At 39.1% G+C, this 26,385-nt stretch carries 21 protein-coding genes and 1 riboswitch; of the genes, 4 read left to right on the top strand and 17 right to left on the bottom strand.

The genetic code is table 11. From position 1 onward, the window contains the following. Window positions 1-203: 203 nt before the first annotated feature. The 8 genes from R2S57_RS00755 to pckA form a co-directional block, all read right to left on the bottom strand. On the bottom strand, window positions 204-575 hold the full coding sequence (locus tag R2S57_RS00755; protein WP_316843213.1) for an NADH-quinone oxidoreductase subunit A: 372 nt from the start codon (window positions 573-575) through the stop codon (window positions 204-206). An 82-nt stretch (window positions 576-657) separates the two neighbouring features. Then, window positions 658-2,376 (bottom strand): hypothetical protein, encoded by a 1,719-nt coding sequence (locus R2S57_RS00750; RefSeq protein ID WP_316843212.1) that lies wholly within the window; start codon window positions 2,374-2,376, stop codon window positions 658-660. Between the two features lie 77 nt (window positions 2,377-2,453). After that, on the bottom strand, window positions 2,454-3,356 hold the full coding sequence (locus R2S57_RS00745) for a substrate-binding domain-containing protein (protein ID WP_316843211.1): 903 nt from the start codon (window positions 3,354-3,356) through the stop codon (window positions 2,454-2,456). Window positions 3,357-3,593: 237 nt separating this feature from the next. Then, window positions 3,594-4,412 carry a TonB family protein gene (locus R2S57_RS00740; RefSeq protein ID WP_316843210.1) on the bottom strand — a complete coding sequence of 273 codons (819 nt, stop codon included), beginning with the start codon at window positions 4,410-4,412 and terminating at the stop codon, window positions 3,594-3,596. An 18-nt stretch (window positions 4,413-4,430) separates the two neighbouring features. After that, on the bottom strand, window positions 4,431-4,937 hold the full coding sequence (locus R2S57_RS00735) for a biopolymer transporter ExbD (protein WP_316843209.1): 507 nt from the start codon (window positions 4,935-4,937) through the stop codon (window positions 4,431-4,433). A gap of 3 nt (window positions 4,938-4,940) precedes the next feature. Continuing rightward, window positions 4,941-5,555 (bottom strand): biopolymer transporter ExbD, encoded by a 615-nt coding sequence (locus R2S57_RS00730; protein ID WP_316843208.1) that lies wholly within the window; start codon window positions 5,553-5,555, stop codon window positions 4,941-4,943. A gap of 78 nt (window positions 5,556-5,633) precedes the next feature. Further along, a complete protein-coding gene (locus R2S57_RS00725; RefSeq protein ID WP_316843207.1) occupies window positions 5,634-6,464 on the bottom strand; it encodes a MotA/TolQ/ExbB proton channel family protein in 831 nt (276 codons plus the stop codon). 300 nt (window positions 6,465-6,764) lie between these two features. Next, window positions 6,765-8,360 carry a phosphoenolpyruvate carboxykinase (ATP) gene (gene pckA / locus R2S57_RS00720; protein ID WP_316843206.1) on the bottom strand — a complete coding sequence of 532 codons (1,596 nt, stop codon included), beginning with the start codon at window positions 8,358-8,360 and terminating at the stop codon, window positions 6,765-6,767. A 990-nt stretch (window positions 8,361-9,350) separates the two neighbouring features. Between pckA and thrA the strand changes: the two genes are divergently transcribed. The 4 genes from thrA (at window position 9,351) to thrC (ending at window position 14,614) form a co-directional block, all read left to right on the top strand. Then, window positions 9,351-11,804 (top strand): bifunctional aspartate kinase/homoserine dehydrogenase I, encoded by a 2,454-nt coding sequence (gene thrA, locus R2S57_RS00715; protein ID WP_316843205.1) that lies wholly within the window; start codon window positions 9,351-9,353, stop codon window positions 11,802-11,804. A gap of 58 nt (window positions 11,805-11,862) precedes the next feature. Then, window positions 11,863-12,261 (top strand): DinB family protein, encoded by a 399-nt coding sequence (locus R2S57_RS00710; RefSeq protein WP_316843204.1) that lies wholly within the window; start codon window positions 11,863-11,865, stop codon window positions 12,259-12,261. A gap of 21 nt (window positions 12,262-12,282) precedes the next feature. After that, complete coding sequence (locus R2S57_RS00705; RefSeq protein ID WP_316843203.1) at window positions 12,283-13,215, top strand: homoserine kinase; 933 nt, start codon at window positions 12,283-12,285, stop codon at window positions 13,213-13,215. An 88-nt stretch (window positions 13,216-13,303) separates the two neighbouring features. Continuing rightward, the gene (thrC, locus tag R2S57_RS00700) at window positions 13,304-14,614 is read left to right on the top strand and encodes a threonine synthase (protein WP_316843202.1); all 1,311 of its coding nucleotides are present in this window, start codon (window positions 13,304-13,306) and stop codon (window positions 14,612-14,614) included. 57 nt (window positions 14,615-14,671) lie between these two features. Here the strand turns inward: thrC and R2S57_RS00695 are convergent, their stop codons facing one another. From R2S57_RS00695 to murQ, 9 genes are all read right to left on the bottom strand, one after another. Then, window positions 14,672-16,096, bottom strand: coding sequence for a sugar MFS transporter (locus R2S57_RS00695; protein ID WP_316843201.1), 1,425 nt, complete (start codon window positions 16,094-16,096; stop codon window positions 14,672-14,674). A 139-nt stretch (window positions 16,097-16,235) separates the two neighbouring features. Continuing rightward, complete coding sequence (locus R2S57_RS00690; RefSeq protein ID WP_316843200.1) at window positions 16,236-16,649, bottom strand: tail fiber domain-containing protein; 414 nt, start codon at window positions 16,647-16,649, stop codon at window positions 16,236-16,238. 74 nt (window positions 16,650-16,723) lie between these two features. Beyond that, window positions 16,724-17,026 (bottom strand): hypothetical protein, encoded by a 303-nt coding sequence (locus R2S57_RS00685; RefSeq protein ID WP_316843199.1) that lies wholly within the window; start codon window positions 17,024-17,026, stop codon window positions 16,724-16,726. 45 nt (window positions 17,027-17,071) lie between these two features. Further along, entirely contained in the window at window positions 17,072-18,463 is a 1,392-nt protein-coding gene (locus R2S57_RS00680) for a pyridoxal phosphate-dependent decarboxylase family protein (protein WP_316843198.1), read from the bottom strand. 256 nt (window positions 18,464-18,719) lie between these two features. Further along, window positions 18,720-19,673 carry a methylenetetrahydrofolate reductase [NAD(P)H] gene (metF, locus tag R2S57_RS00675; protein WP_316843197.1) on the bottom strand — a complete coding sequence of 318 codons (954 nt, stop codon included), beginning with the start codon at window positions 19,671-19,673 and terminating at the stop codon, window positions 18,720-18,722. Window positions 19,674-19,816: 143 nt separating this feature from the next. Next, window positions 19,817-23,533, bottom strand: a complete 3,717-nt coding sequence (gene metH / locus R2S57_RS00670; protein WP_316843196.1) for a methionine synthase — start codon at window positions 23,531-23,533, stop codon at window positions 19,817-19,819. Between the two features lie 138 nt (window positions 23,534-23,671). Continuing rightward, a riboswitch (SAM riboswitch) is annotated at window positions 23,672-23,777 on the bottom strand. Between the two features lie 113 nt (window positions 23,778-23,890). Beyond that, window positions 23,891-24,646, bottom strand: a complete 756-nt coding sequence (locus tag R2S57_RS00665) for a Bax inhibitor-1/YccA family protein (protein WP_316843195.1) — start codon at window positions 24,644-24,646, stop codon at window positions 23,891-23,893. A 38-nt stretch (window positions 24,647-24,684) separates the two neighbouring features. Continuing rightward, on the bottom strand, window positions 24,685-25,251 hold the full coding sequence (locus tag R2S57_RS00660; protein ID WP_316843194.1) for a hypothetical protein: 567 nt from the start codon (window positions 25,249-25,251) through the stop codon (window positions 24,685-24,687). 169 nt (window positions 25,252-25,420) lie between these two features. Continuing rightward, window positions 25,421-26,224, bottom strand: coding sequence for an N-acetylmuramic acid 6-phosphate etherase (murQ, locus tag R2S57_RS00655; RefSeq protein ID WP_316843193.1), 804 nt, complete (start codon window positions 26,222-26,224; stop codon window positions 25,421-25,423). Between the last annotated feature and the right edge of the window lie 161 nt (window positions 26,225-26,385).

Genomic DNA, 26,385 nt, shown 5'->3' with positions numbered 1-26,385 from the left:
TTTGCAGAATGAGCAACAAATTTACAATATTTTAAAGGCAATTAAACTAGCTTTACCAGATTTAGAACCTTTCTAAATAACTCTAAAGTAGATACAGTTAGTGTAAGTGATACACATGCAGTTTTCGGTTCTCAATTTTCAGTTTACAGTTTCAAAACTACCAACCGTAAACTGCCTACTGCAAACTGATAATTGCCAACTGATTAGTTCCAGTCTAAAACTTTTTTCTTAATGACGTAGATGAAACCTAGTAACAATGTACCCATGAAAATGAACATTTCGATCATACCATCCATTTTTAATGCGCGGAAATTAACGGCCCAGGGATACATAAAAATCACCTCAACATCAAACAATACGAATAAAATGGCCACAACGAAGTACTTAATAGAGAAAGGCTGACGCGCATTACCGACAGATTTAACACCGGCCTCAAAGGTTTCTAACTTATCGAGCGTTTTACGTTTTGGACCTAAAAGATGGGTAGCAACCAATGTGGTTACCACAAAACCTAAAGCTACAATTACTTGAAATATAATTGGTAAAAAATCTATAGCCGAACTTTGCGCTTGCATATTATTTATTTTATGATGCAAAAGTAAAAGAAAAAGGCAGAGTAACCAAACTCTGCCTTTTCTAAATTATTTAACTTTCGAATTATTTGCCTTTACCTTTTGCTGGTGCAGGGGCGGCTAACTCTTTTAATTTAGCTGCTGCGAAGGTTCCTGTTGGATAAACAGCTACACTTTTATTAAAATATTCTTTAGCTTTTTCTTTGTCTTTGTAGTAGTAATAACCACCAATGGTATCATAAGCTTCAGAAAGTTTTTTAGCGTTAGCTGTAGCTAATTCTGGCTTTTCAGTTATCTTTTTGATATACTCTTCGTAGAACGGAAGCATTAAACCTTTAGGTTCTTTATCATCATCCAATAAACTATTAATGCGTGCTCTAGTTAAATAAGCATCGTAAGTTTCAGGAGCCAATTGAGTTACTTTAGCAATTGAAGAATCCGCTTTTACTAAGATATCTTTTGAAGGATTTTGTTTGGCAGTTAATTTAGCTGCATAATCAAAATAATTCGCCATTGCATTATAATAGTAGTTGTATAAAGCACCTTTTCCATTTGGATTAGCTTTTATTGCTTTTTCATAAATTTCAGATGACTTAGCATATTTTTTAGCATCATAGAAACTCTTAGCAACTTCAGCCAATGCATCTGCATTTGTTGAATCTTTCTCTACAGCTTTGGTAATATTGATCAAAGCTAAACTATCTTGACCTGCCTTTAATTGCGCTTTACCCAAATATAAGTAGTCAAATCCTAAGATTTTATTTGGATCTTTCTCTTTAGAAAAAAACTCGTTCATGCTGGTTAAAGCAGCGGGATAATTCTTGTTTTCATAAGCTGCCCATCCTTTTAACCTAGAAACAATTGCACTTTTAGGATCATTAGCAGGAGCTTGTATAGATGTTGCCACTTGTTCTAATGTTGGATAATCTTTAGCATAGAACAAGAATTGAGCATAACGCAATTGAGACTCCAAAGACTTATCAGTTAAATCCATGTATTTTTTATAATTCTCAATTCCTTTTTTTGCTTTTTCTTTATCTGTACCAAAACTACTCCATTGTAAGTACAACTCGCCCAATTCACGGTAAGCTGGACCATAATTGGCATCGGCAGCAATTACATCTAATAATTCTTTTTCACCTTCTGGAAAAGCTCTTGACTCTTTGTACATTTTACCAGTCTGCGTTTTAGCTCTTCTGTTATTTGGATCAATATCACCAACACGCATGTATGGCCCTAAAGCTTCCGAATTTTTCTTCTGCAAAGCATAGGCATCACCTAAAGCCAGGAAAACTTCTGCATCTTTATCTTTCGAATCTAATTCATCTGCTTTAGTAATGTTCGCTAAAGCGTTGGTGAAATCAGGTTTAGATACATCATCACTTGGTTTATCCTGTGCCAAATACGCTTTACCGATATACAAATAGGTTTTGTAATCTTTTGCGGCTAAAGCCACGGCTTTATCAAAATTAGTTTTAGCAGACGTTGGGTTATTTGACAACATATCTGCTTCACCTAAACCAATCAGGTTTAAGTTGTTTTTAGGATCAGCGGTAACACCTTTGGTAAATACGGCTCTTGCAGAGTCGATATAACCGGTTTTCAAATAAACCAAACCAAGATTGTAATAGTTATTACCATCTGATGCTTTTGAGGTCACCAACGATTTAAGCATTGATGATGCTTTTTGATACTGTTCAGCGTCAATGGCTTTTTTCGCGTCATTTAAATCTTGAGCAAAAACTGCAGAACCCATCAACACCAAACCTACATTTAAGGTTATTGCTTTCTTTAAAATTTTCATCGGATATTCTGTTTTTTTTAATAAAAATGAAGTGTCTCTTTAGATTTACTTCGTGGTTCAATTTATAATTTTTTAATTTAATTCCCTTTTGTCAGGTTAATTTGCCGCGGCATTAACTTATGTGGACCGAGTCCAGATTTAAGTACAATCAACTGCCCTCTCTGACTTCTTAACCATGTTGCAAATCCTGTGCCTAAACCATCTCTTCCTTCGCAATCTATGATATTTATATTTCTTAAGAAAGGATAAATGCCATTGATCAAATTATCTTGGGTTGGTTTATAGTACTGATCATCTCCCGGGCTACCCTTCACATTCTTTACGCCCAATACTTTTACCTGCGAAAGATACTCACTCACATCGGTATTCTTATTGGTAATCCAATTCACGCCCAAAATACCAATAAAATTTTTATCTTCTGCAATAAGTTTAATTACTTCATTGCTAGAATTTTTAGAGTAAACACCTGTAGTGGGAAATTGGCTGATTTTAGCCAAATCTTTAAAATACTGAAAGGTACTTGAATAAGCGTTATCAAAGACCAGTTTTTTATCTGATTTCTTCCCCTGTAATATATCAATCACATCTTTAACGTTAATTGTACTATCAATATTGCCCTGATTTGTAATTAAAGCAATACCGTCTACAGCAAATCTTGACGTGTTTATTTTGATATTCCGCTGGTTATAATATTTCTCTTCGGCCTTGGTTAATAATCTTGGCAGCACAATTACCCTTACGCTATCGTTTAAAAAAGCAGGTAACAGTTTTTGTTCGGGTTTTACCGTGGTTTCAAATTTTGCCTGTGGATAATCAAGACTAAATATGTCAATCTGGTCTTGTACAATTGGTCCAACGCTTTCATCAACCAGCATTTTAAGCGTACCGCTGGTGCGGGTTTCTTTAACTGCTTCGGTCTTGTTTTTGCGTTTGCAGGATACAAGTGCCAGAATTAAAAATATAAAAAGGAAGTTTCTCATTGATTAGTCTCGCCTGCTTAGGCTTAATAGTCGTACAAATGCATAAATAATTAAGAAGATCCCAATGACGATCCTGCCCCAGTGCGGAATTGCGGGTAAACGCAGGGCGATCGGTTCCCAAAACATAAATGCAAGGCCCAATACCACATAAAAGACAAACATGACAAGGCCTAAAATGAGCAAAAACCGCTGTTTAGGCGATTTTTGCTTAAAAATATCAAAATTTAACATTTACTATTAGTTCAATGTAAAGTTTACGTTGATGTTGTATTTTACCCTTACCGGCTTACCATTTTGGATACCTGGGTTCCAACGTGGACTAGCTTTCAATACACGGATAGCCTCTTCATCAGTTCCGCTACCCAAACCGCGGGTAACCTGGATATCTGTTAATTTACCATCTTTTTCAACAACGAAAGATAAAAATACTTTACCCTGTACATTGTTTTCTTGTGCCATTGGTGGGTATTTAATTGCACCTCCTAAATACTTATAGAATTTAGCAATACCTCCCGGATATTCTGGTTGTTTCTCGATACTAACAAAGTCATAAACCTTATTATCATCAACCGCAACAGCAGCTTCTCTTTTTGGTCCTTCACCTACTGGTTCAGCGATTACAATATCAGCTGTTGGGTCACCTTTGATATCTCTCTGACCTGGATCAGCTTCCTTCAATTTTTCTACCGTAGGTGGTTCATCACGAACCTCGATATCCGGTTTTACAATTGGAGGTGGCATTTTCACCTGGTCAACTTTCGGTGGCGGTGGCTCTACCGGTGGTGGAGGTGGTGTTTTAGGATCCACTGGAGGTGGCGGCGCTAAAATAACTTCCTGTGCTTTTAATTGCTCATCTTCATGATCCATAGAACCTTTGATAAGGCTATAGATTTTAGGAGAGAAAAATAACACTAGAAATATAATAGAGCCAATAATTAATGCTTTCGAGGTATTTGCACCATTGGTTTTACGCAACTGGTACGCACCATAGGTTTTGTTTTTATCTGCAAAAACCACTTCAAGCCATTCTTTTCTGAATATATCTAACTTCGACATAACTATTGGTTTTATTGATTATAAAATTCCTTGCTCTTTCATGAAACTTTTCTCGCTATCAAGGATATTATCATCATCAATCTGACGAACCTTAATTTTAAGAATTTCCAGTTCATCCATGATATCAACAAAGTTCTGGAAAGTTGATCCTGTTGTTGGTTTAACCAACACTACGAAATCTCCCGGAACACCTGATGCATCGGCTGTTTTTCTATTTTTAACAATAGCTGCTTCCACTTGTGATCCTGATTCGATTGTTGGTGCTGTTGCACCTGCAACGCCCATGTACCAAGCTATCTTATCTTTTTTACCCAATAAGATGGTCATGGTTTTACTTGCTTTCAGTTCTAATCTGTTTTCAGGTAACTTATCGTTTTTATCTGGTTTTGCAATATCCATCGCCTGTGGTGTAGATATTGATGTTGTTAAGATAAAGAAAGTTACCAAAAGAAACATTAGATCCACCATTGGAGTCATATCAACCCTTGGTGTGGCTTTCTTCCCGCCTGTATTTAATTCTGCCATTTCTTATTTCTTTTTAGCTTCAGAGTTGGTAACCAATAAAAATTTGTTTACACTCTGTTTCTGAAGCACATCAATAATCTTTTTCACAACTGGATATTCTTCCTTAGCATCACCTTTGATACTAACGCGCATGTCTACGTTGTTGATCTCTTTAGTTGCTTTACGAGCATTTAAAACCCATGAGTTTAACTGATTATCTGTAGAATCTGTAGGAATACCTCTTTGTACTCCTGGTTTCATACGGTCAGATCCGTTCATGGCAATAAAACCTTTTAAGTTTGCAAATGGTACACCGAAAGTTGAGATTACTGAGAAACGTTGAATTTCGTCAGGTGTAAACTTCACGTTGTACTGCTCGCCCATTAGTTCTAATGTTCTTGCTCTTACTCTATTTCCTGCTACCTCGAAGAATACCTGCCCCTGTCCGATTGTTAAAATCGCATTGTTTTCTGCCGGCACTTTAAACTCATACGTAGATGAGGGTGTAGAGACGGCTAGTGGTTCTGGTTGCCTTGCTGTAGCAGTTAAGATGAAGAAAGTAAGTAACAATGATGCCACATCACACATGGCGGTCATATCTGTTACTGTACTTGTTCTTTTAACTTTAATTCTAGGCATAATATTTTTTACTAGTTTTAATAATGATGATCTTTTTTCCGGTTTTCCATAAAGCCGGTAAAAATTTTTTCAAAATTCTTATTTATGCGAACTAGCGTATGTTTGAACGATGCTGAAACCAGCCTCATCGATAGCGTAAGTTAACTTATCGATTTTAGAAGTTAATACATTGTACATGATAATTGCTACAGTTGATACCAAGATACCTGTTGCAGTATTGATCAACGCCTCAGAGATACCTACCGCTAATGCTGATTGATCTGGTGCACCAGAGTTTGCTAAACCGGCGAATGCACGGATCATACCTGTTACTGTACCCAATAAACCTACCAATGTACCAATTGATACCAAAGTTGCAATTACAGTTAAGTTTTGCTCTAACATTGGCATTTCTAAAGCTGTAGCTTCTTCAACCTCTTTTTGGATCGCAACGATTGATTGCTCAACATCCATATTGGTATCTGCTTCAACTTCGCTGTATTTTTTCAAGCCTGATTTAATTACGTTAGCAACTGAACCTTCTTGTTTATCACACTCAGCTTTTGCAGCCTCGATGTTACCTGCGCTTAATAAACCTTGTACTTTGCGAATGAAAGTATCTAAGCTAGATTTTCCACTTGCTTTACCAATAACGATGAAACGTTCGATAGAGAATACAATTACCACTAATAGTAATCCAACTAAGATTGCCACGATAGGACCTCCTTTGTATGCTGTTCCAAGATAGTTACCAGGTAATGGTAATTTCTCTCTGTCGCCATCGATAAAGTTACTTCCTTCTCCGAATACGAATCTCCAAACACAGAATCCAATAACAATACAGATTGGAATAACGAATGTTGCAAATACATTTGAAGCACTAGAAGAGCTCTCTTTTTTAACAGTTGTTGGTTTTGGTGCGTTTGCCATTTTTTTTGAAATTTTAGTTTTAGTTCTTGTTTTTAATTTTTAGCTGTTTTTTTTTCTTTTGTACTACACACAACGTTTCTTATCCGAAATTGTTGCGAAAAACAAATTTATAAATTGATTTTAAATTACAAATTAATAAATCAATAAGCAATTAAATCGTTACTTAGAATTTAGTTTCGGTAAACCACCAAGGGTGTATAACAAAAAAATTGCCCCAGCCGAGGCAATTCTTTCACAATAAAAACTAAAAAAAAATCGAATTGCAAATTTTTCGTGCAAAAAATGCATTTTAAAGTGCATTTAACATAATTTTAACGCTTCGTGTCTGCTTTTTGGTACTTTTGTCAGTTCGAACTGCTTAAAATTTTCTGAAAAGGCATCTGACAGCTGATAGGCTTTTAAAAAATATTCTTCCTGATTATCCCAGGTTTTAGATGGATCTAAAATATCATTCGGAACTCCCGGACAATTTAAAGGCATCATTAATTTAAACACATGGTGTTGTTTATAATTGTGATGATCGAGCTCTCCTTTTAAGGCTGCAGTAATCATCGCCCTGGTATAACTCAATTTCATTCTTTTACCCACACCATAAGCCCCCCCGCTCCAGCCGGTATTTACCAACCAAACGTTTACCTTATGCTTTTTCATCTTCTCGCCCAATAAAGCCGCGTATTTTGAAGGGTGCAATGGAAGAAATGCCTTACCAAAACAGGCCGAAAAGGTCAACTGAGGCTCGGTAACACCGGTTTCTGTTCCGGCAACCTTTGCTGTATAACCACTCATAAAGTGGAACATGGCCTGTTCTACATTTAATTTAGAAATTGGGGGCAATACGCCAAAAGCATCGGCAGTTAAAAAAAAGATATTTTTTGGTACGGCCGCTATCGAAGGCAAAATGGCATTATCAATATAATCTATAGGATAGGCCACCCGCGTATTCTCTGTTTTATCGATGTTTGCATAATCAACATCCTTTGTTCCCGGAAAAAAGTTGATATTCTCCAACAATGAACCAAATTTGATTGCTTTAAAAATCTGAGGCTCTTTATCTTCCGTTAGATCAACACATTTGGCATAACAGCCACCTTCGAAGTTAAATACAGAGTTGGTACCCCAGCCATGTTCATCATCGCCAATCAAACCTCTTTCAGGATCGGCAGATAAGGTAGTTTTTCCTGTACCTGACAAACCAAAGAATATGGCTGTATCTCCATCCCTACCTACGTTTGCAGAGCAGTGCATAGAAAGTGTTTTCTTATATATAGGAAGGATAAAGTTTAAAACAGAAAAAATTCCTTTTTTAATTTCACCTGTATAACCGGTTCCACCAATCAGGATCATTTTCCTGGTGAAATTGAGAATGGAAAAATTTTCCTGCCGGGTTCCGTCAATAGCTGGATCGGCCACAAAACCAGGAGCGGCAATAATGGTCCACTCTGGGGTTATGCCCAAACCCTCTTCTTCCGGGCGGATAAATAAATGATGCGCAAAAAGATTCTGGTAAGCTGTTTCTGTAATTACCCTGATCGATATCGAATAATCCGGATCAGCACAGGCAGAAGAATCGCGGACATAGATTTTTTTATCCTCCAGGTAATTGGTCAGCTTATAAAACAGCTGATCGAATTTCTCCGAACTGATTTTAATGTTGACATCACCCCACCAAACCTGATCTTCGGTTACCTCGTCGCACACAATAAACCTGTCTTTAGGCGAACGTCCGGTAAATTTTCCGGTATCAACCGCCAAAGCTCCGGAACCTGCCAGTGTACCTTCTTTATTTAATAAGGCTTCATCAATTAACTCCATCGGGGATAATTGGTACTTTACAGCAATATTTCCACCTAGATTTAAATAGCTTAAATCTGGCATTTGCAGTTTCTTTTTGCTCATAACAATAAGTTAGTTAGTGCAGCAAAGGTAAAGACTTATCCGCTACAAAAACGAGGATTAAAATGTAATTTTTTACATATTGTAGCAAATACACTATGACACAACAATCTCATTTACAATATATTAATATTCATTTTTAAACGTAAAAAAAATCAAAAACATACACTAAGTAAAATATGGTAAATGGTTTTAGTGTGTTAAATTTTTGAGAGATAAGGTTTTAATAATCAATGACGGTTTGCTATTTCACTAAATATTAACCCCCCCGCCTTGCAGGCAGCCTCCGAAAAGAATCTGAGCAGGCTATCCAAAGGAGGGGAATTAGACGCTGGAAAGGCAACTAACCTAAATAGTACCAAAACCTTCCATTAATTATACCTGATAAAAGCGGCAGCTCCCGATCTCACCATCAACCAAAGAGCGCTTCCATCGGGACTATAGCGGTTAGCAGGACTGCTTTCTCCCAAGGATTACGGCAGGATCTTTCCAAACCATTTAAAACTTCTTATTAACCAGCCCACCCCGTTTCCTCCCTCCTTGAAAAGGTGGAGAGATGTTGAACTACCTTTTCGCATATAGATAACATAAAAACCACCCCACCCTGCGGGCACACCTCAAGAGGGAATGATTTGGTTTCGGGTTCAAAAAATGCAGCTATTTCATCTACTTAAACGTTTTAATAGAAATCTCGAAATAAAATTCAAAAAACATTTGCATTTTAAAAAAATAATCTCCTACTTTACGGTGTACAAAGTACACAAAGACAAGATGAATTTTAACACTTCGATTATTACAACGATTATTATTACCACCGGTATAAACCAGCGGGGCTAATTTGTTGTAAATTGAAAAAACATAAAACACAGAAAGCGTCCCGATGAAAATCGGGACGCTTTTTTTTTAAACCCAAGCTGAATGAAAGCTGCACGAGCAACCTTAAACGATGAAACAATTTGCACAGCATCAAACAGTTAAAACCAATATAAACTAATGAAAGTACTCAAATTCGGCGGCACATCCGTAGGTTCGGCCGAGAACATTAAAACACTCTTACGCCTGGTTGGTGAAGAAAAACAGAAGAATAGCCCGGTAGTTGTATTATCGGCAATGAGTGGTGTAACCAATCTGCTTACCGATATGGCCGAAATGGCCGAGCGTGGTGAAGATTACGATACCCAATTAAAAGAAATTGAAGCCAAACACTTCGCGGTGATCCGCTCGCTTTTACCAGCGGCAGCACAAAACCCGGTGTTTACGCGTTTAAAAATCTTTTTTAACGAATTAGAAGATCTGTTACAGGCGGTAACCAACCTGCGCGAACTGAGCTTACAAACCAAAGATCAGATTTTAAGTTATGGCGAACGCTGTTCTACCTTTATGATCAGCCATATTGCCTCGCAGAATATTGGCGATGTACTTTATGTTAACGGTTCCGAGCTAATTAAAACCGACAGCAACTTTGGTCAGGCAAAAGTAGATACAGCATTAACAGAAATGCTGATCGGCAATTTTTACGAGGAGAATAAAGGCAAAGTACTTTTTGTGACTGGTTTTATCGCGAGTAATGCGGCAGGCAGGGTGACGACCTTAGGTCGCGGTGGTTCTGATTATACAGCAGCGGTTTGGGGTGCAGCCTTAAATGCTGAAGAAATAGAAATCTGGACGGATGTAAACGGCATGATGACAGCCGATCCACGCATTGTGAAAAAAGCATTTTCTTTACCAGAGTTAAGCTATACCGAAGCCATGGAACTGAGTTATTTTGGTGCTAAAGTGATTTATCCGCCAACAATGATCCCAGCCTTTATGAAGAAAATCCCGATTGTGATCAAAAACACTTTCGAGCCTGATTTTGCTGGAACCTATATCAAAAGCGATGTAAAAGCATCAAGTTTACCGATAAAAGGAATTTCATCTATTGATCACATCAGCATTATCAACCTCACCGGAAGCGGCATGGTGGGTAAGGCAGGATTTAGCGGCAGGTTATTCTCGCTCCTGTCACGCGAGCAGATCAATGTGGTATTGATTACCCAATCTTCATCAGAGCACAGCATCACCTTTGCGGTTAAACCAACAGATGCCTCACAAGCGATTGCTCTGATTAAAAAAGAGTTCGAGCTTGAACTGGATGCAAAAAAATTAGAATTACCGGAAGTTGAAAATAACCTGGCAGTTTTGGCCATAGTAGGTGAAAACATGAAGCGTACCCCCGGGATGAGCGGACGTTTGTTTAGCGCTTTAGGTCGTAACGGTATCAATGTAAGGGCCATTGCCCAAGGTTCGTCCGAATATAATATCTCGGTAATCATCAGCAAAGATGATTTATCGAAAGCCGTTAATGCCGTGCATGATGCTTTCTTTACAGATTTAAAAAGAACATTGAATATTTTCTGCTTAGGCACCGGAAATATTGGTAAAACCTTGTTTAACCAATTGAAAGAACAGATGCCTTTCTTGGCTGCCAATAACGATTTACAGGTTAAGGTTGCGGGAATCAGCAATACCCGGAAAATGATCTTTAATACAGAGGGTTTATCGGTAGAAAATTGGGAAACAGAACTGGATACAAATGGCGAACAGGCAGATTTAGCTGGTTTTGTAGCGAAAATGAAAGCATTAAATTTACCAAACTGTGTTTTTGTTGACAATACCGCAGCCGAATCGCCAATAGAATTTTACCAGGGTATATTCGAAAGCAGCATTTCGGTGGTAACCTGTAATAAAAAAGGAAACTCGGCAGATTATGCCCAATATAAATCATTTAAAGATACAGCCCGTAAATTCGGGGTCGATTTTTATTATGAAACCAATGTGGGTGCAGGCTTACCGATTATCCGCACATTGCGCGAATTGATGATGAGCGGCGATAAGGTTGCGCGGATTGAAGCAATTTTGTCGGGAACCATTTCTTATATCTTCAATAATTTTAAAGGTGATGCGGGTTTTTACGAAACGGTAAAGGAAGCACAGGAACTGGGTTATACAGAACCAGATCCTCGCGACGACTTAAATGGGAAAGATTTTATGCGCAAGATGTTGATCCTCGCCCGCGATGCAGGATATCCACTAGAAGCCAGCGATGTGAAAATCGATAATATTTTGCCTGAGGCTTGTTTAAACGCGACATCTGTAGAAGATTTCTATTCAGAATTACAGGCCAACGCCGCTTACTTTGAAGACTTGAAGAAAACTGCTGCAAATGACGGAAAAGTTTTACGTTACATCGGCAAGTTAGAAGATGGTAATGTAGAAATCAGCCTTCAAATGGTTGATGACAGCCATCCTTTTTATATGTTATCGGGGAGCGACAACATTATTTCGTTCACTACGGACAGATATAAATCGCGCCCATTGGTGGTAAAAGGTCCCGGTGCAGGTGCTGAAGTGACCGCTGCCGGTGTTTTTGCCGATATCATCAATGTAGGTACTTTAAATAAATAATGTAGTGAATTCGGTTTTGAGTCAAAAAAATGAAATCATCAGCCTGGTTAATCAGGCGATGATAGATTTCAAAAATATTCCGGAAGCGGTTTGGAATGATAAACCACAACCATTAAAATGGTCTAAAAAAGAATTGTTAGGCCATTTGATTGATAGCGCAAGTAATAACATCCGCCGTTTGGTGGTTGGACAATATGAGCAAGGCGTAAAAATTGTTTATCACCAGGATGAATGGGTAAAATACCAAAACTATCAGGAAACGGATATTACAGAAGTAATAATGCTTTGGAAGTTATTAAACTACCGGATTAGCCAGGTAATTGAAAATATTCCGGAAGAAAAGCTCCAAAATACCTGTGATACAGGAAAAGGGAAAATAGAAATGCACAGCCTTTCCTTTTTTATCGACGACTACCTTGTGCATCTAAAATATCATTTAAACCAAATAACCGCTTAACAATAGCTAAGCTAAATCATAATGAAAGATAGTATAAAAGTTTTCGCCCCTGCAACCGTTGCAAACGTAGTTTGTGGTTTTGATGTGCTGGGTTTCGCCGTAAACGAACCTGGCGATGAGGTTGACATGCGGTTTACGGATACACCCGGCGTGGTGATCAAAAGAATAACCGGTGATGATGGCCGCTTGCCTTTAGATGCCGCCAAAAACACGGTTAGTGCGAGTGTTCAGCATTATTTGCAACACATTAACCGCTTAGATGTGGGTGTAGAAATTGAACTTCATAAAAAAATGCCTATTGGCAGTGGATTGGGTTCGAGCTCTGCGAGTACTGTTGCAGGTTTATTTGCCATTAACAAATTAATGGGCGATTTATTGACAGCTAAAGAACTGGTTCCATTTGCGATGAAAGGTGAAGAACTTGCCTGCGGTTATGGCCATGCCGATAATGTTGCCCCTGCTTTGTTAGGTGGTTTTGTATTGGTTAGAAGTTATGAACCTCTCGATGTGATTTCTTTGCCAACACCAGCTGGTATGTATGCGGCAATTGTATATCCGGAAGTGGATGTACCTACTAAAGATGCGCGTCAGATGATCCGCAGTAAAGTGGCCTTAAAAGATGCCGTTACTCAATGGGGAAATGTGGCGGGTTTGGTAAGCGGATTGTTCATGAACGATTTCGATCTGATCGGAAGAAGCATGAAAGATGTTTTGGTAGAGCCAACACGTTCGATCCTGATCCCAGGTTTTGAAGAAATGCGGAAACTGGCCATGGAAAACGGCGCAATCGGCTTCGGAATTTCAGGTTCTGGCCCATCCGTTTTTGCCTTGACTAAAGATGAGGAAACCGCCAGAAAAATAACCAAATCGCAACAACAACACTTACACAAGATAAATATTAACAGCAAAGCTTTCGTTTCTCCGGTTAACGCCGAAGGACCAAGGGTGATGTAAATAAGGCCTAAGGTAGAAGGTTAAGGGCATAGGGTTGTACTCGGCGCCATAACCCTAAACCTTACACACCTAAACCCTATACCTCAAAATGAAACTATACTCAACCAACAATAAAGATTTACGCGTTTCTTTTAAAGACGCCGTTTTTAACAGCATGCCACAGGATAAAGGTTTATACATGCCTGTAGAAATCCCACAGCTTGATCCCGAATTTATTCAGAATATCGAAAAATATTCTTTACCAGAAATCGCTTACAAAGTAGCTTCAACTTTATTAAAAGATGAAATTCCGGCAGAAGATTTAAAAGCTTTAATTGATGACGCCATAAATTTTGAAGCACCAGCAGTTAAACTGGACGACAAAACTTTTGTGCTCGAATTGTTCCATGGACCTTCTCTGGCTTTCAAAGATTTCGGTGCCCGCTTTATGAGCCGTGTAATGGCTTATTTCTTAAAAGACGGCGAACAGCTCTTAGATGTCCTGGTAGCTACATCAGGTGATACCGGAGGAGCAGTGGCTTTAGGTTTCTTAGGTGTACCGAATACCAGGGTAACCATCCTTTATCCTAAAGGTAAAGTAAGTCCGATACAGGAATTACAGTTAACTACCAATGGCGAAAACATCAGGGCTATTGAAGTGAAAGGTACTTTTGATGATTGCCAGGCTTTGGTAAAACAAGCTTTTGCAGATGATGAGCTGAATGCAAAATTCAGGCTGACTTCTGCCAATTCGATTAATATATCCCGATTGATCCCGCAAACATTTTACTATTTCAACACTTACGCCCAACTGAAAAAGCAAGGCTTACCCGATGTGGTATTTTCGGTACCGAGCGGAAACTTTGGCAATATTGGGGCAGGTTTATTGGCTTATAAATTAGGCTTGCCTGTTAAACAGTTTATCGCGGCTACCAATGTGAATGATACTGTGCCACGCTTTCTAGAAAGCGGTGTGTACGAAACCAAACCATCAACACAAACCTATTCTAATGCCATGGATGTTGGCGCTCCAAGCAATTGGGTACGCATTATGGATTTATTTGATCAGGATGTAGAAGCCATTAAAAAGGTGGTTACCTCATATCGCTTTACTGACGATGAAACATTAGAAGGCATCAAAGTGCTCGACAGTAAACTCAATTATGTAGCCTGTCCACATACCGCCATAGCTTATTTGGCTATTGAAAAATATAGAAGTGAAAATCCAGCAGACGAAAGTGCTGCAGTTTTTCTATCAACCGCACATGCCTGTAAGTTCCCGGACATTTTCCCTGCTGATATCGCAGTTAAAATTGAAATCCCTGAACAAGTAAAAGCTTTAGAAAGCAAGCCAAAACATGCTGACCAGTTGGGTGTTGATTTTGAAGGGTTTAAGAATTATTTGCTTAAAGGCTATTAGAAACATAAAAAAGAAGTCAAGTTTTAAAATAAAAACTTGACTTCTTTAGCATTTATATTAATGTCCCGATTTCATCCCCGTCTGCTCAATGCCTTTTAACCTTTTCGAGCAATAAATGCCAAAATACAAGATAAAGAGGTAACATACCAATGGTAGTATAAACGAGTGATGAACACCAATTTTATCGGCCACAGCACCTTGAATAAGGGGCATAATGGCACCACCTAAAATGGCCATTACCAACAGCGAGGATCCCTGACTGGTATAAGCGCCTAATTTTGCGATTGCCAAAGTATATATGTTCGAGAACATGATGGAGTTGAAAATTCCGATACCCAAAACGCTGTACATCGCCAGTTCTCCTTTATTTACCATTGCTGAAATAAGCAACAACACATTAATGGCAGAGAAAATGGCCAAAGTCCTTGCAGGTGCTGATTTGCCGACTAAAAATCCAAGAAAATTTAAAGCGATAAATACCAGAAAGAAACTGATCTGTGCAAAAGTTAAATCAACAATACCATAAATTAAAGCAAAAACCAATATGGCTGTGCCTAACATATAAATAATCTTTTTCGATTGACTTAAAGTATGGTTAAGAGAAATTGATCCCACAAAACGGCCAATCATTGCCCCTCCCCAATAAAGCGACAAGTAATTTTTACTCACCACTTCATCCAATCCGGTTATCTCAGGTAATCTTAAAAAGCTGATGATAAAGCTACCCACGGCAACCTCAGCGCCTACATAACAGAATAAGGCAACAATCCCCCTGGTTAAATGCGGAAATTTTAGTACTCCAAGTCCTTTTACCTGTTCCTCTTCTTCAGGCTGAAAAGACGGAAGTTTTACATAAAAAATAAGCAAACCCACAAGCAACAAGATGCCTGCAAAAATTAAATATGGAATACGTGTTGCGGAAGCACTAAAACTCCCATCGGCTTCTGAAAAGAATTCGAAAATCAGGTGACCACCTAAAATCGGAGCTATGGTGGTTCCGAAAGCGTTAAAGGCCTGTGTTAAATTTAAACGGCTTGATGCACTGTCTTCAGGGCCTAACAAAGAAACATAGGCATTGGCGGTAATCTGTAAAACGGTAAAACCTAATCCGAGTACAAACAATGCACCTAAAAACAACGGATAAACGGAATAAGTTGCGGCAGGGAAAAACAAGGCACAACCAATAGCTGCCAATACAATTCCAAAAAGTATCCCTTTTTTATAACCTACCTTATTAATCGGGTCGCCTTTGGTATAAGAAATTAAGAAGTAAATTAGCGAACCAACGAAATAGGCGCCAAAGAAACAAAATTGCACCAGCATAGATTCAAAAAAGCTCAATTTAAAAAGCTGCTTCAAATATGGAATCAAAATATCGTTCATACAGGTGATGAATCCCCACATGAAAAATAAAAGGGTAATGGTAACTAAGGGAACGGCGTAATTTGGTCTAGACTGGCTTTCGGCAATTTTGTTATTCATTTATATTTTTATTATTTAATCTGGTAAAGCTAGTCCAATAATTACGCTGGCTGGCTTTAACCACAGATTAGTTACCAATTTTTTACTTTCAGTAATTAATATCAGACAAAAAAGTCCCGATTTTCATCGGGACCCATCGTTATTTAGCATTCTGTGATTTTAGCGTATTTAACTCACGCTGAAGTGCCTCAATCTGTTGCTGCTGTTCTTTTATACTCGCTACCAAGAGCGGAATTAAACTTTCGTAATCTACCTTGGTAATGGTCGCGTTTTTAAACGCATTTTTACCCAACGGGTAAGCTTTTGATTGTACCGAAACGATATCCGGAACCACAGCTTTAACATCAGCCCCTACAAAGCCATATTGTGGCCGGGCAGATAACTTCAGTTTTTCTGCCCAGGTTTTATCATAATTAAAACTTACCGGCTGAAGTTTTGTAACCTGGATAAGGGCATTTTCTACTGGTTTAACATTGTTCTGCACAACTTCTTGCGCACTGATTTTTAAAGAAGCAGCGATTAACAATACTGCAAATGAAATTGCTCGTTTCATATATATGATATTATAATTTTTAAATAGAAATGGGTTCCGCGCTTTCAAAGCGGGAAATAACATAAAAGATCAGTTTATGCTGAAGGCGGCGGTGTTAAAACCTCAGGAAAGTATGCCAATTGAAAAGAATGACCGTGAATGATCACCTTATTTGAAGTTTGAAGGGGAATATACATTTCGTCGTGAAACATGATCTGCTGAACTGCATATTCGGTTTCCACTTTCTTTTCTTCCTTCTCTGTTGCATCATCATTGACTGATAAAACTTCAACATCATCAGTAGAATAGCTTAAATACGAAACTACATTACTCACTTTTAAAAAAAAAGTTAGTGCAATGCAGCTAATAAGGATGTATTTAAAAGCAAAAAACTTCATTATTGCAAATATAAGTCCTATGCCTTAAAAACAATAAATTTAAGGTTAAAGTTCTGTAAGAATTTCGAGCATTGTGGCAGTTGCCAGTTCAATATCAGCTACTGATGTCCGCCAATTTACAAAGGCAGCACGGATTCCCTTTTTTCCATTATAAAATGTAGGAGTCATAAATACCTTTCCAACCGCATTTAACTTATTCAGAAATGCTGGAACTAAGTTTTCATCGGTTAATGAGAAACAAACGGTATTTAAACGAACAGGCGCCAGCAGTTCGAAGTTTGGATTTTCATTGATGAAATTGGCAAGCTGTAAGGCCACTTCGACATTACCATCTACAATTTCCTGATAACCTTGTTTTCCATAACTGGTTAAGGTAAACCAGGCCGGCAAAGCTTTCAGGCGGCGGGAGTTTTCTGGCAGAAAGTTTAAATAACTAAAATTCTCCAACGGATTGCCTAAATAAGCCGCATTAGCATTCTGAAAAGTTTCTACCTGTAACAACTGATGTTTTTCCTTAACAAAAAACACGGCACTTTCGTAAGGTACATTTAACCATTTATGGCAATCGACTGTAATGCTATCTGCTTGCTCCCAACCTTTAACCAAATGACTGTATTTTGGCGAACAGGCTGCAAAACCTCCAAAAGCTGCATCAATATGCCACCAGAAATTATACTTTTCTTTTAAAACATGAATGGCTTCAAAATCATCAAAGTCAACTGTATTCACCGTTCCGGCACTGGAGATCAGAATGAAAGGTTCTCCATTTAAGGCCTGGATTTTAAGTTCGAGATCGGTAACATCCAAGGCCTCGCGATTGCCTTCCATTACCTTTACCTGTATCACATTATCGCTACCTAACCCCAACATCGACAACGATTTGATAGCCGATGAATGTGGTGTAGCCGATAATACTTTTACATTTCCAGAAATCCCTTCCCTTGCAAAATCTTTTCCCAGCTGTTTGCCAATCCACTGTCTGGCTACGGCTAAACAGGTAAAATTAGATAAGGTAGCACCAGTTACAAAACCACCAAAAAAATCTTTAGGCAGATTAAATAACGAAAGCAATAACTGTATGGTTTCGAGTTCAATAATCGCCGAAACATCGCCACCACCATTTGCACTTTGTGTATTCTGATCGTAGATAGTCGAAAGCCAATCGCCTGCAATCGCAGCCGGTGTGGTTCCCCCCGTTACAAAACCCCAGTATCTTGGACCAGAAGAAGCCACCATAATGGGTTCGAAACGCTGGTTAAATTGTTTTAAGGCTTCAACAGTACCTGTACCTTGTTCGCTTAAATCACCAACAATCGCCACTTCACCCTGGTTCGCCGTTGATCGCTTGTCAATATGGTTTAAATATTCTACTCCTTGTTGTTTAACTTCTGTGAGTATGGCATCAAGGCTTTGTTGGTCGGTATTGATCTTATTCATGATTATTGCAATTTGGTATTGTTCTGCAAGCGTTAGAAGGATTAAAAATCCTTAGCTCATCAGACGGGATTAAAAATCCCGACTAGCGATAATAACTTTTGTTCGTCGGGATTTGCAATCTCTTCGCACCATACTGTGGATTTGAAATCCACTAAAAGATAATCCAAAGACGGGATTGCAAAGCCGAGGTAGCTGGGATTTGAGTTAGTTCAGACCTTGCAGGTTTTAAAAACCTGCAAGGTCTTTCTAAGATTTATTAAAATATAGCCTTCGCAATCTTTTTAGTCTGCTCGGGGCGGCCCATGGTATAAAAGTGTAATACCGGAGCGCCAAAATCGATCAGCTCTTTACATTGTTTGATCATGGCTTCAGTACCGATTTCTTTCGCCTCATTATTGTTTTTAGCATGCGATAGGGCATCCGTCAATTCATCAGGTAAATCGATGTGAAAAATCTTAGGCAGCACATTCAACTGCGATAAAGTGCTTATTGGTTTCAAACCTGGTATAATCGGCACATTAATATCATTTTCTCTGCATTTCTTTACGAAATCGAAATACTTCTGGTTATCGAAAAACATCTGGGTCACAATAAACTCCGCACCTGCATCTACCTTCTTTTTCAAATATTTGAAATCGGTACTCAGGTTAGGCGCTTCAAAATGTTTTTCAGGATATCCGGCAACACCGATACAAAAATCGCTTTTAAAGGTTTCTACATCTTCGTGCAGAAACTTACCTTCGTTATGGTTTTTAATGTGCTCAATTAAATCAGTGGCATAACAGTGTCCGCCCGGAGTAGGAACAAAATTTCCATCTGCCTTACGTGCATCACCACGCAATGCCAGAACATTATCAATACCTAAAAACTGTAAGTCGATCAGTGCATTTTCGGTTTCCTCTTTGGTAAAGCCGCCACAGATCAGATGAGGAACCGCATCAACTTTATATTTGTGGATAATAGCCGCACAAATGGCAATGGTACCCGGACGTTTGCGGTAAGATACCTTTTGCAGCAAACCATTCGCCTGTTCTTTATAAATATAATCCTCGCGGAGCGAAGTCACATCGATAAAGGGTGGATTAAATTCCAATAGTGGTTCTATTGCATCGTAAATCCATTGGATGCTCTGCCCTTTTACAGGTGGTAATAATTCAAAAGAGAATAAGGTTTTACCCTTTGCGTTTTTTATATGGTCTGTGATCTTCATAACCTATCTTGGTTGTCATGCTGAATGCTAATGAAGCATCTCTAACATTTAGCAGTTCCTATTTTCTGATGACTGCTAACATCAATTTATATGTCATTTCTCCAGAGATCCTTCGTTGCTCTCAGGATGACAAGGAAACTATATTAATAAGCTAAATTCGGACTTAACCACCGCTCCACTTCTTCAATTGCCATATTTTTTCTGATGGCGTAATCCTCAATCTGGTCTTTGGTAATTTTTCCTAAACCGAAATACTTCGAATCCGGGTGTGCGAAATAAAATCCACTTACCGCTGCCGTTGGATACATGGCATAACTTTCGGTTAAATGTAATCCGATTTTATTCTCCGCATCGAGCAATTGGAATAAGGTACCTTTTTCGGTATGCTCCGGACAGGCAGGATAACCCGGTGCCGGACGGATACCTGCATATTCTTCCTTAATCAATTCCTGATTGCTCAGGTTTTCGTCCTGTGCGTAACCCCAGTATTCTTTACGTACACGTTCGTGCAAACGTTCTGCAAAAGCTTCAGCCAAACGATCGGCCAACGCTTTAGCCATAATGCTGTTGTAATCGTCGTAGTTGGATTCGAACTCATTTACCAATTCGTCGATTCCAATACCTGCCGTTACCGCAAAGCCACCAAAATAATCCTGAATACCGCTTTCTTTTGGTGCAATAAAATCAGATAAGGCATAATAAGGCTGTCCATCTACTTTTTCAGCCTGCTGGCGGAGGGTATGGATGGTCACTAGTCTTGAGTCCTCAGTCTCTAGTCCTGAGTCGACAGGCAGACTTCCGACTTCGGACTCCGGACTCCGGACTTCCAAAACAATATCGTCTCCTACTGCATTTGCAGGCCAAAAACCGATTACGGCTCTCGCTGTTAGTAATTTTTCATCCAGGATGCGTTTTAATAAAGTTTGTGCATCATCGAAAAGTTTCTTTGCTTCATCGCCTACATTTTTATCATCGAAAATTTTCGGATAACTGCCGCGAAGTTCCCAGGTGTGGAAAAATGGTGTCCAATCGATATAAGGTACCAATTCTTCTAAAGGATAATTATCGAAAACCCTAGTGCCTGTAAATTCCGGAACGGGTAAGTCTTGCTTGAAATCGATTTTAAATTTATGCTCACGTGCTTCTTCAAGCGTTTTAAAACGTTTATCCGATCGCTTATTCAAATGCGCTTCACGTGCTTTATCATATTCGGCCCTGATACCTGCCACATAATCATCTTTTGTTTCAGGATTCATTAAGGTACTGCAAACGGTAACACTTCTCGAAGCATCCAATACGTGGATAGCTGGACCAGAATAATTGGGGGCTACTTTAACCGCAGCATGGATTCTTGAAGTTGTCGCGCCACCAATAATCAATGGAATGGTAAAACCTTCACGTTCCATTTCTTTGGCAAAGTGCACCATTTCATCCAACGATGGCGTGATCAATCCACTCAAACCAATAATATCAGCATTTATCTCTTTGGCTTTTTTGATGATCTCCTGTGCAGGTACCATCACGCCCATATCTACAATTTCGAAGTTGTTACAGGCTAGAACCACACCCACAATATTTTTTCCAATATCATGCACATCGCCTTTAACGGTGGCCATTAATACTCTTCCTGCTGAAGAACTCTGGTTTTGATCTGGATTATCCAGTTTCTCCTGTTCGATAAACGGCAATAAATAGGCCACTGCTTTTTTCATTACCCTTGCCGATTTAACCACCTGCGGCAGGAACATTTTTCCGGCACCGAACAGATCCCCAACAATGTTCATTCCATCCATCAGCGGACCTTCAATTACCTGAATCGGACGGGCGTATTTCTGTCTGGCCTCTTCTACATCATCATCCAGATATTCTACAATTCCCTTTACCAGCGAATGCGATAATCTATCTTCAACAGGACCTTTCCGCCATTCTTCATCCTTAACAATTTCTTTGCCTTTCGATTTTACGGTATCAGCATATTCGACCAGCCGCTCTGTTGCATCATCTCTGCGGTTTAACAATACATCTTCTACCCGCTCTAATAATTCGGGTGGAATTTCCTGATAAACCTCCAGCATTCCTGCGTTTACAATCCCCATATCCAAACCCGCCTGAATGGCGTGATAAAGAAATGCAGAGTGCATCGCCTCGCGAACGGTATTGTTTCCCCTGAAAGAGAATGAAATATTAGAAACCCCTCCGCTTACTTTTGCATGGGGCAGGTTTTCTTTGATCCAACGGGTGGCATTTATAAAATCGACAGCATAATTGTTGTGCTCTTCCAATCCGGTTGCAACCGTTAAAATATTCGGATCGAAAATGATGTCCTCAGGCGGGAAACCGATTTCGTGAACCAGGATATCATAACTTCTTTTACAAATTTCTTTTCTTCGCTCGTAATTATCGGCCTGTCCCTGCTCGTCAAAAGCCATTACCACTACAGCAGCACCATATTGCATAATTTTACGCGCACTCTCACGAAATTTATCTTCTCCCTCTTTTAAAGAGATGGAGTTTACAATTCCTTTCCCCTGTAAACATTTTAAGCCATTTTCGATCACCGACCATTTGGATGAATCGACCATGATAGGCAACTTCGCAATATCAGGTTCAGAAGCAATGAGGTTTAAAAACTTGGTCATTGCGGCTTCCGAATCCAACATCCCCTCATCCATGTTCACATCAATTACCTGAGCACCGCCTTCAACCTGTTGCAAGGCCACGGCCAGTGCGGCTTCGTAATCGCCACCTAAAATCAGTTTGGAAAACTTAGGAGATCCGGTAATATTTGTTCTTTCGCCGATATTTACAAAAATACTCTCAGGGGTAATGGTTACAGGCTCCAATCCGCTTAAACGCATAAAATGCTCAAGTACAGGTATTTTACGGGGTTCAGCTTTTCGGGCATTTTTAGCAATACAGCCAATGTGCTCTGGTGTAGTACCACAACAGCCGCCAACAATATTCACGAAACCTGATGCAATAAAATCATCAACCAAATGTGCCGTTTCGTGTGGCTGTTCGTCGTAAGCGCCAAACTCGTTCGGTAAACCTGCATTTGGATAAGCTGATACATAACAGCCTGCTTTTGCAGCCAACTCTTCGATGTGTGGACGCATTTCTTTCGCACCCAAGGCACAGTTAAAACCGATACTTAGCGGTTTTGCATGCATTACAGAGTTCAAAAAAGCCTCAGCCGTTTGACCAGAAAGTGTTCTGCCCGAAGCATCGGTAATGGTACCGGAAATCATGATCTCCAGTTTACGGCCAATTACCTCTTCGTATTTTTTAATGGCCACAATAGCCACTTTAGCATTTAAAGTATCAAAAATGGTTTCGATCAGTAATATATCCGAACCACCATCTACCAAACCACGTACCTGTTCGTAATAAGCGGCTTCCAACTCATCAAAATAAACCGCCCTGAAACCAGGATCGTTTACATTTGGCGACATAGAAAGGGTACGGTTAGTTGGACCAATGGCACCGGCAACAAAACACTTGCGATCAGGATTTGCAGCCATAAATTCATTAACAGCTTCTTTTGCCACACGCGCCCCTTCGAAACTCATTTCATAAGAAAGGTCTTCCATCTGGTAATCAGCCATCGAAATTCGCTGGGTACTGAAGGTATTGGTTTCGATAATATCGGCGCCAGAAGCCAGGTACTCCAGGTGTATGGTTTTAATAATATCCGGACGTGTGATGTTGAGCAAATCGTTATTGCCTTTTACATCACAGGGATGATTTTTAAATCGCTCGCCCCTAAAATCTTCTTCGGTTAAGGTATATCGCTGAATCATGGTACCCATTGCACCATCAATCACCAAAATACGTTTCTCTAATTCTTCTCTTATGCTCATTCTTGTCGTTAGATATGAGAATTGAGATAGGCGATATGAGCATTATTAAGCACAACTGATGTCTCAAATCTCATGTCTATCCTCTCAAATCTCAAAAAAAGGCTTATCTAAAAAGTTGGTACGTGAATCGTAATCCTAAACTTATCTGGTCCCGAATGTATCCGGGATAGAATTTAGCACCTTGTACGGTTACAGGTTGCTAAGACTTCGTTGGGTCTAATCCCTCCGTCTTTCTTAATAAGCATACAAAAATGCAACAAAGCTACATCAATTCCAAAATTTATCGCTTTGCCGCCAAATAAAATTACAAAGGCCACGCAAAACTGCGCAGCCTTAAGAATATTGTTCTGTTAAAGATTACTTTCTGCTTCCGAAAATACGCAATAAGAAAAGGAAGATATTTAAGAAATCCAGGTATAAAGATAAAGCGGCAACAATAGCCATTTTCTTTGATTCGATCTGAAGAACCTGCTCTCCACTCGCTTCAATGCCTTCGCCGATTCTTTTAATTTTTTGCACATCATAAGCAGTTAACGCTGTAAAGATTGCAATACCAATAAATGCCATAAACAAACTGAACTGTTCGCTCTGGATAAACATGTTAATAACCATGGCGATCACTAAACCGATTACTCCAACCATTAAAATTGGACCAAACTTACTGAGATCGATATTGGTCGTATAACCCATAAATGCCATTATACCGAATATACCGGCAGCACCTGCAAAACAGCTTACTACTGATCCAGAAGTATAAGTTAACAATATAAAACTTAAACTTACACCAGTTAATACTGAGTAAAGTACAAATACCCCAATCAATGCGGGTAACGACAATCTGCTTAAGCCAAAGCCCATTAACATCACCAAACCCAGCGGGGCAAACATAGCAACATAGCCAAAAACTGACATACTCACTTTACCTGTTGCAGGATTAATATTTAATAAATACTGCATTAACTCCGCGTTTGTTCCGAAAAGATATGCAGCAACTGTAGATAAACTCAATGCAACGAACATCCATAAGAAAACGTTTGCAAAGAATTTTTTAGAAACAGATTTTTCCTGTACAAAAACACTGTTGTCTTGATATTGATAATTTTGTTGTTCCATTTTAAATTTTGTGTATTTAACTATATAAAAATAAATATTTAGTTTAATCTTTTTGTCAGCAGTTCTTCAACTTTTTTATAGAACTGTAAGGGCTTTAACGTACGCCAGGGCAAGTTGTCAAAAGCTCCGCCAAAGTTAATGTAATAATCGATGTTATTATCCCTGAATTCGGCAATTACATGTTCCTGAAAGTTTACCCCAACAATCCAGCCATCTTCTACTTCCTGAAACCATTCTTCGTAATAACTGTCATCAGAAGCATGGAAATTTAATACATTTTCACCTATCAGGATAAATTTATTGATGCCTTCATCCATCATCAGTTCTAAAATATCGCGCTTCATTAACATGATATCGTTGTTAATGGCATCGTTCCATTCCCCTATAAATTCGATAATGGCATAACTGCGGTCGTAATCGGCATACAATACCTTCATGTAAAGGGTGTTTGACCCAAATTCGTCCCACTGTGGATGTAATAAAAAGTTATATATCTGCTTATCGAAGTAAAGTTCTGAATACTCGGTATTGTAAAATGGCGATCGCTCATCTTCTGCCGAAATATAATCATCTCTCCACTGGTAATAAGGCTCAATCTCGTGCATAATTCTTAATTATTGAATGAGTGAATTTTGAATGAGAGAGTGGATAAATATTGAATGAGTGAATTTGAATAATTGAATGTTAAGTTTATTTCTACATTCAAACTTCCATCCTTCTCTAATCCCCTCATTCAGCATTCTCTAATTCCATCACTCTATCATTCTCTCATTCTTAGTGTCCTGCTTCTACTGCTTTACGTACGCTTCCGTAACGGGTAAGCAATTCGGCGGCTTTATCGTAACCAATATTCAATTCATCAGCAACCATTTGTGTTCCGCGGTCGACCAGCTTATGGTTGGTTAACTGCATATCCACCATCTTATTACCTACTACACGCCCTAACTGCACCATCACGGTAGTACTCAACATGTTTAATACGAGTTTCTGTGCTGTGCCCGATTTCATGCGGGTAGAACCAGTAACAAATTCTGGCCCAACCACCACTTCAACCGGAAAATCCGATTCTGCAGCAATAGGTCCACCGGTATTACACACAATACAACCCGTTAAAATACCATGTTTGCGGGCAGTGTTTAATCCACCGATTACATAAGGTGTAGTGCCCGAGGCTGCCAAACCCACTAAACAATCTTTTTCATTGATGTTAAATTCCTGCAGATCTTTCCAGGCTTGCTCGGCATCATCTTCAGCAAATTCTACCGCTTTTCTTATAGCTGTGTCGCCACCGGCGATAATCCCCACCACCCAATCAAACGGCACGCCATAAGTAGGCGGACATTCGGATGCATCTACCACGCCCAAACGGCCGCTTGTACCTGCACCTATATAAAAAAGACGGCCACCTTTTTTCATCCGCTCGGCAACCGCCGAAGTTAATTTTTCGATCTGAGGCAAAGATTTTTCCACTGCAAATGCAACAGTTTTATCTTCGTTATTAATATCCTGCAGAACTTCTAATACCGACATCTGATCGATGTGGTTGTAATTAGATTCTTGCTCGGTAACTCTGTTCATAAATTTAATTTTGATAAAATTCGGTAAATTCTTTCTAAAAACTACCCTAAAAATCCAAAAATATCTATCCTAAATTTCAATTCCACTCTTCCTGCCGTTAATTAATGTTAAATATTATAAACAAAAGACACGAAAATGCAGTTAAAAAATATATCAACCCG

It is taken from the genome of Pedobacter psychrodurus, from assembly GCF_032678585.1.
GTDB classification, from domain to species: Bacteria; Bacteroidota; Bacteroidia; order Sphingobacteriales; family Sphingobacteriaceae; genus Pedobacter; species Pedobacter psychrodurus_A.
Note: the sequence above shows the minus strand (reverse complement) of the source record. Positions and strands in the feature narration are given on the sequence as shown.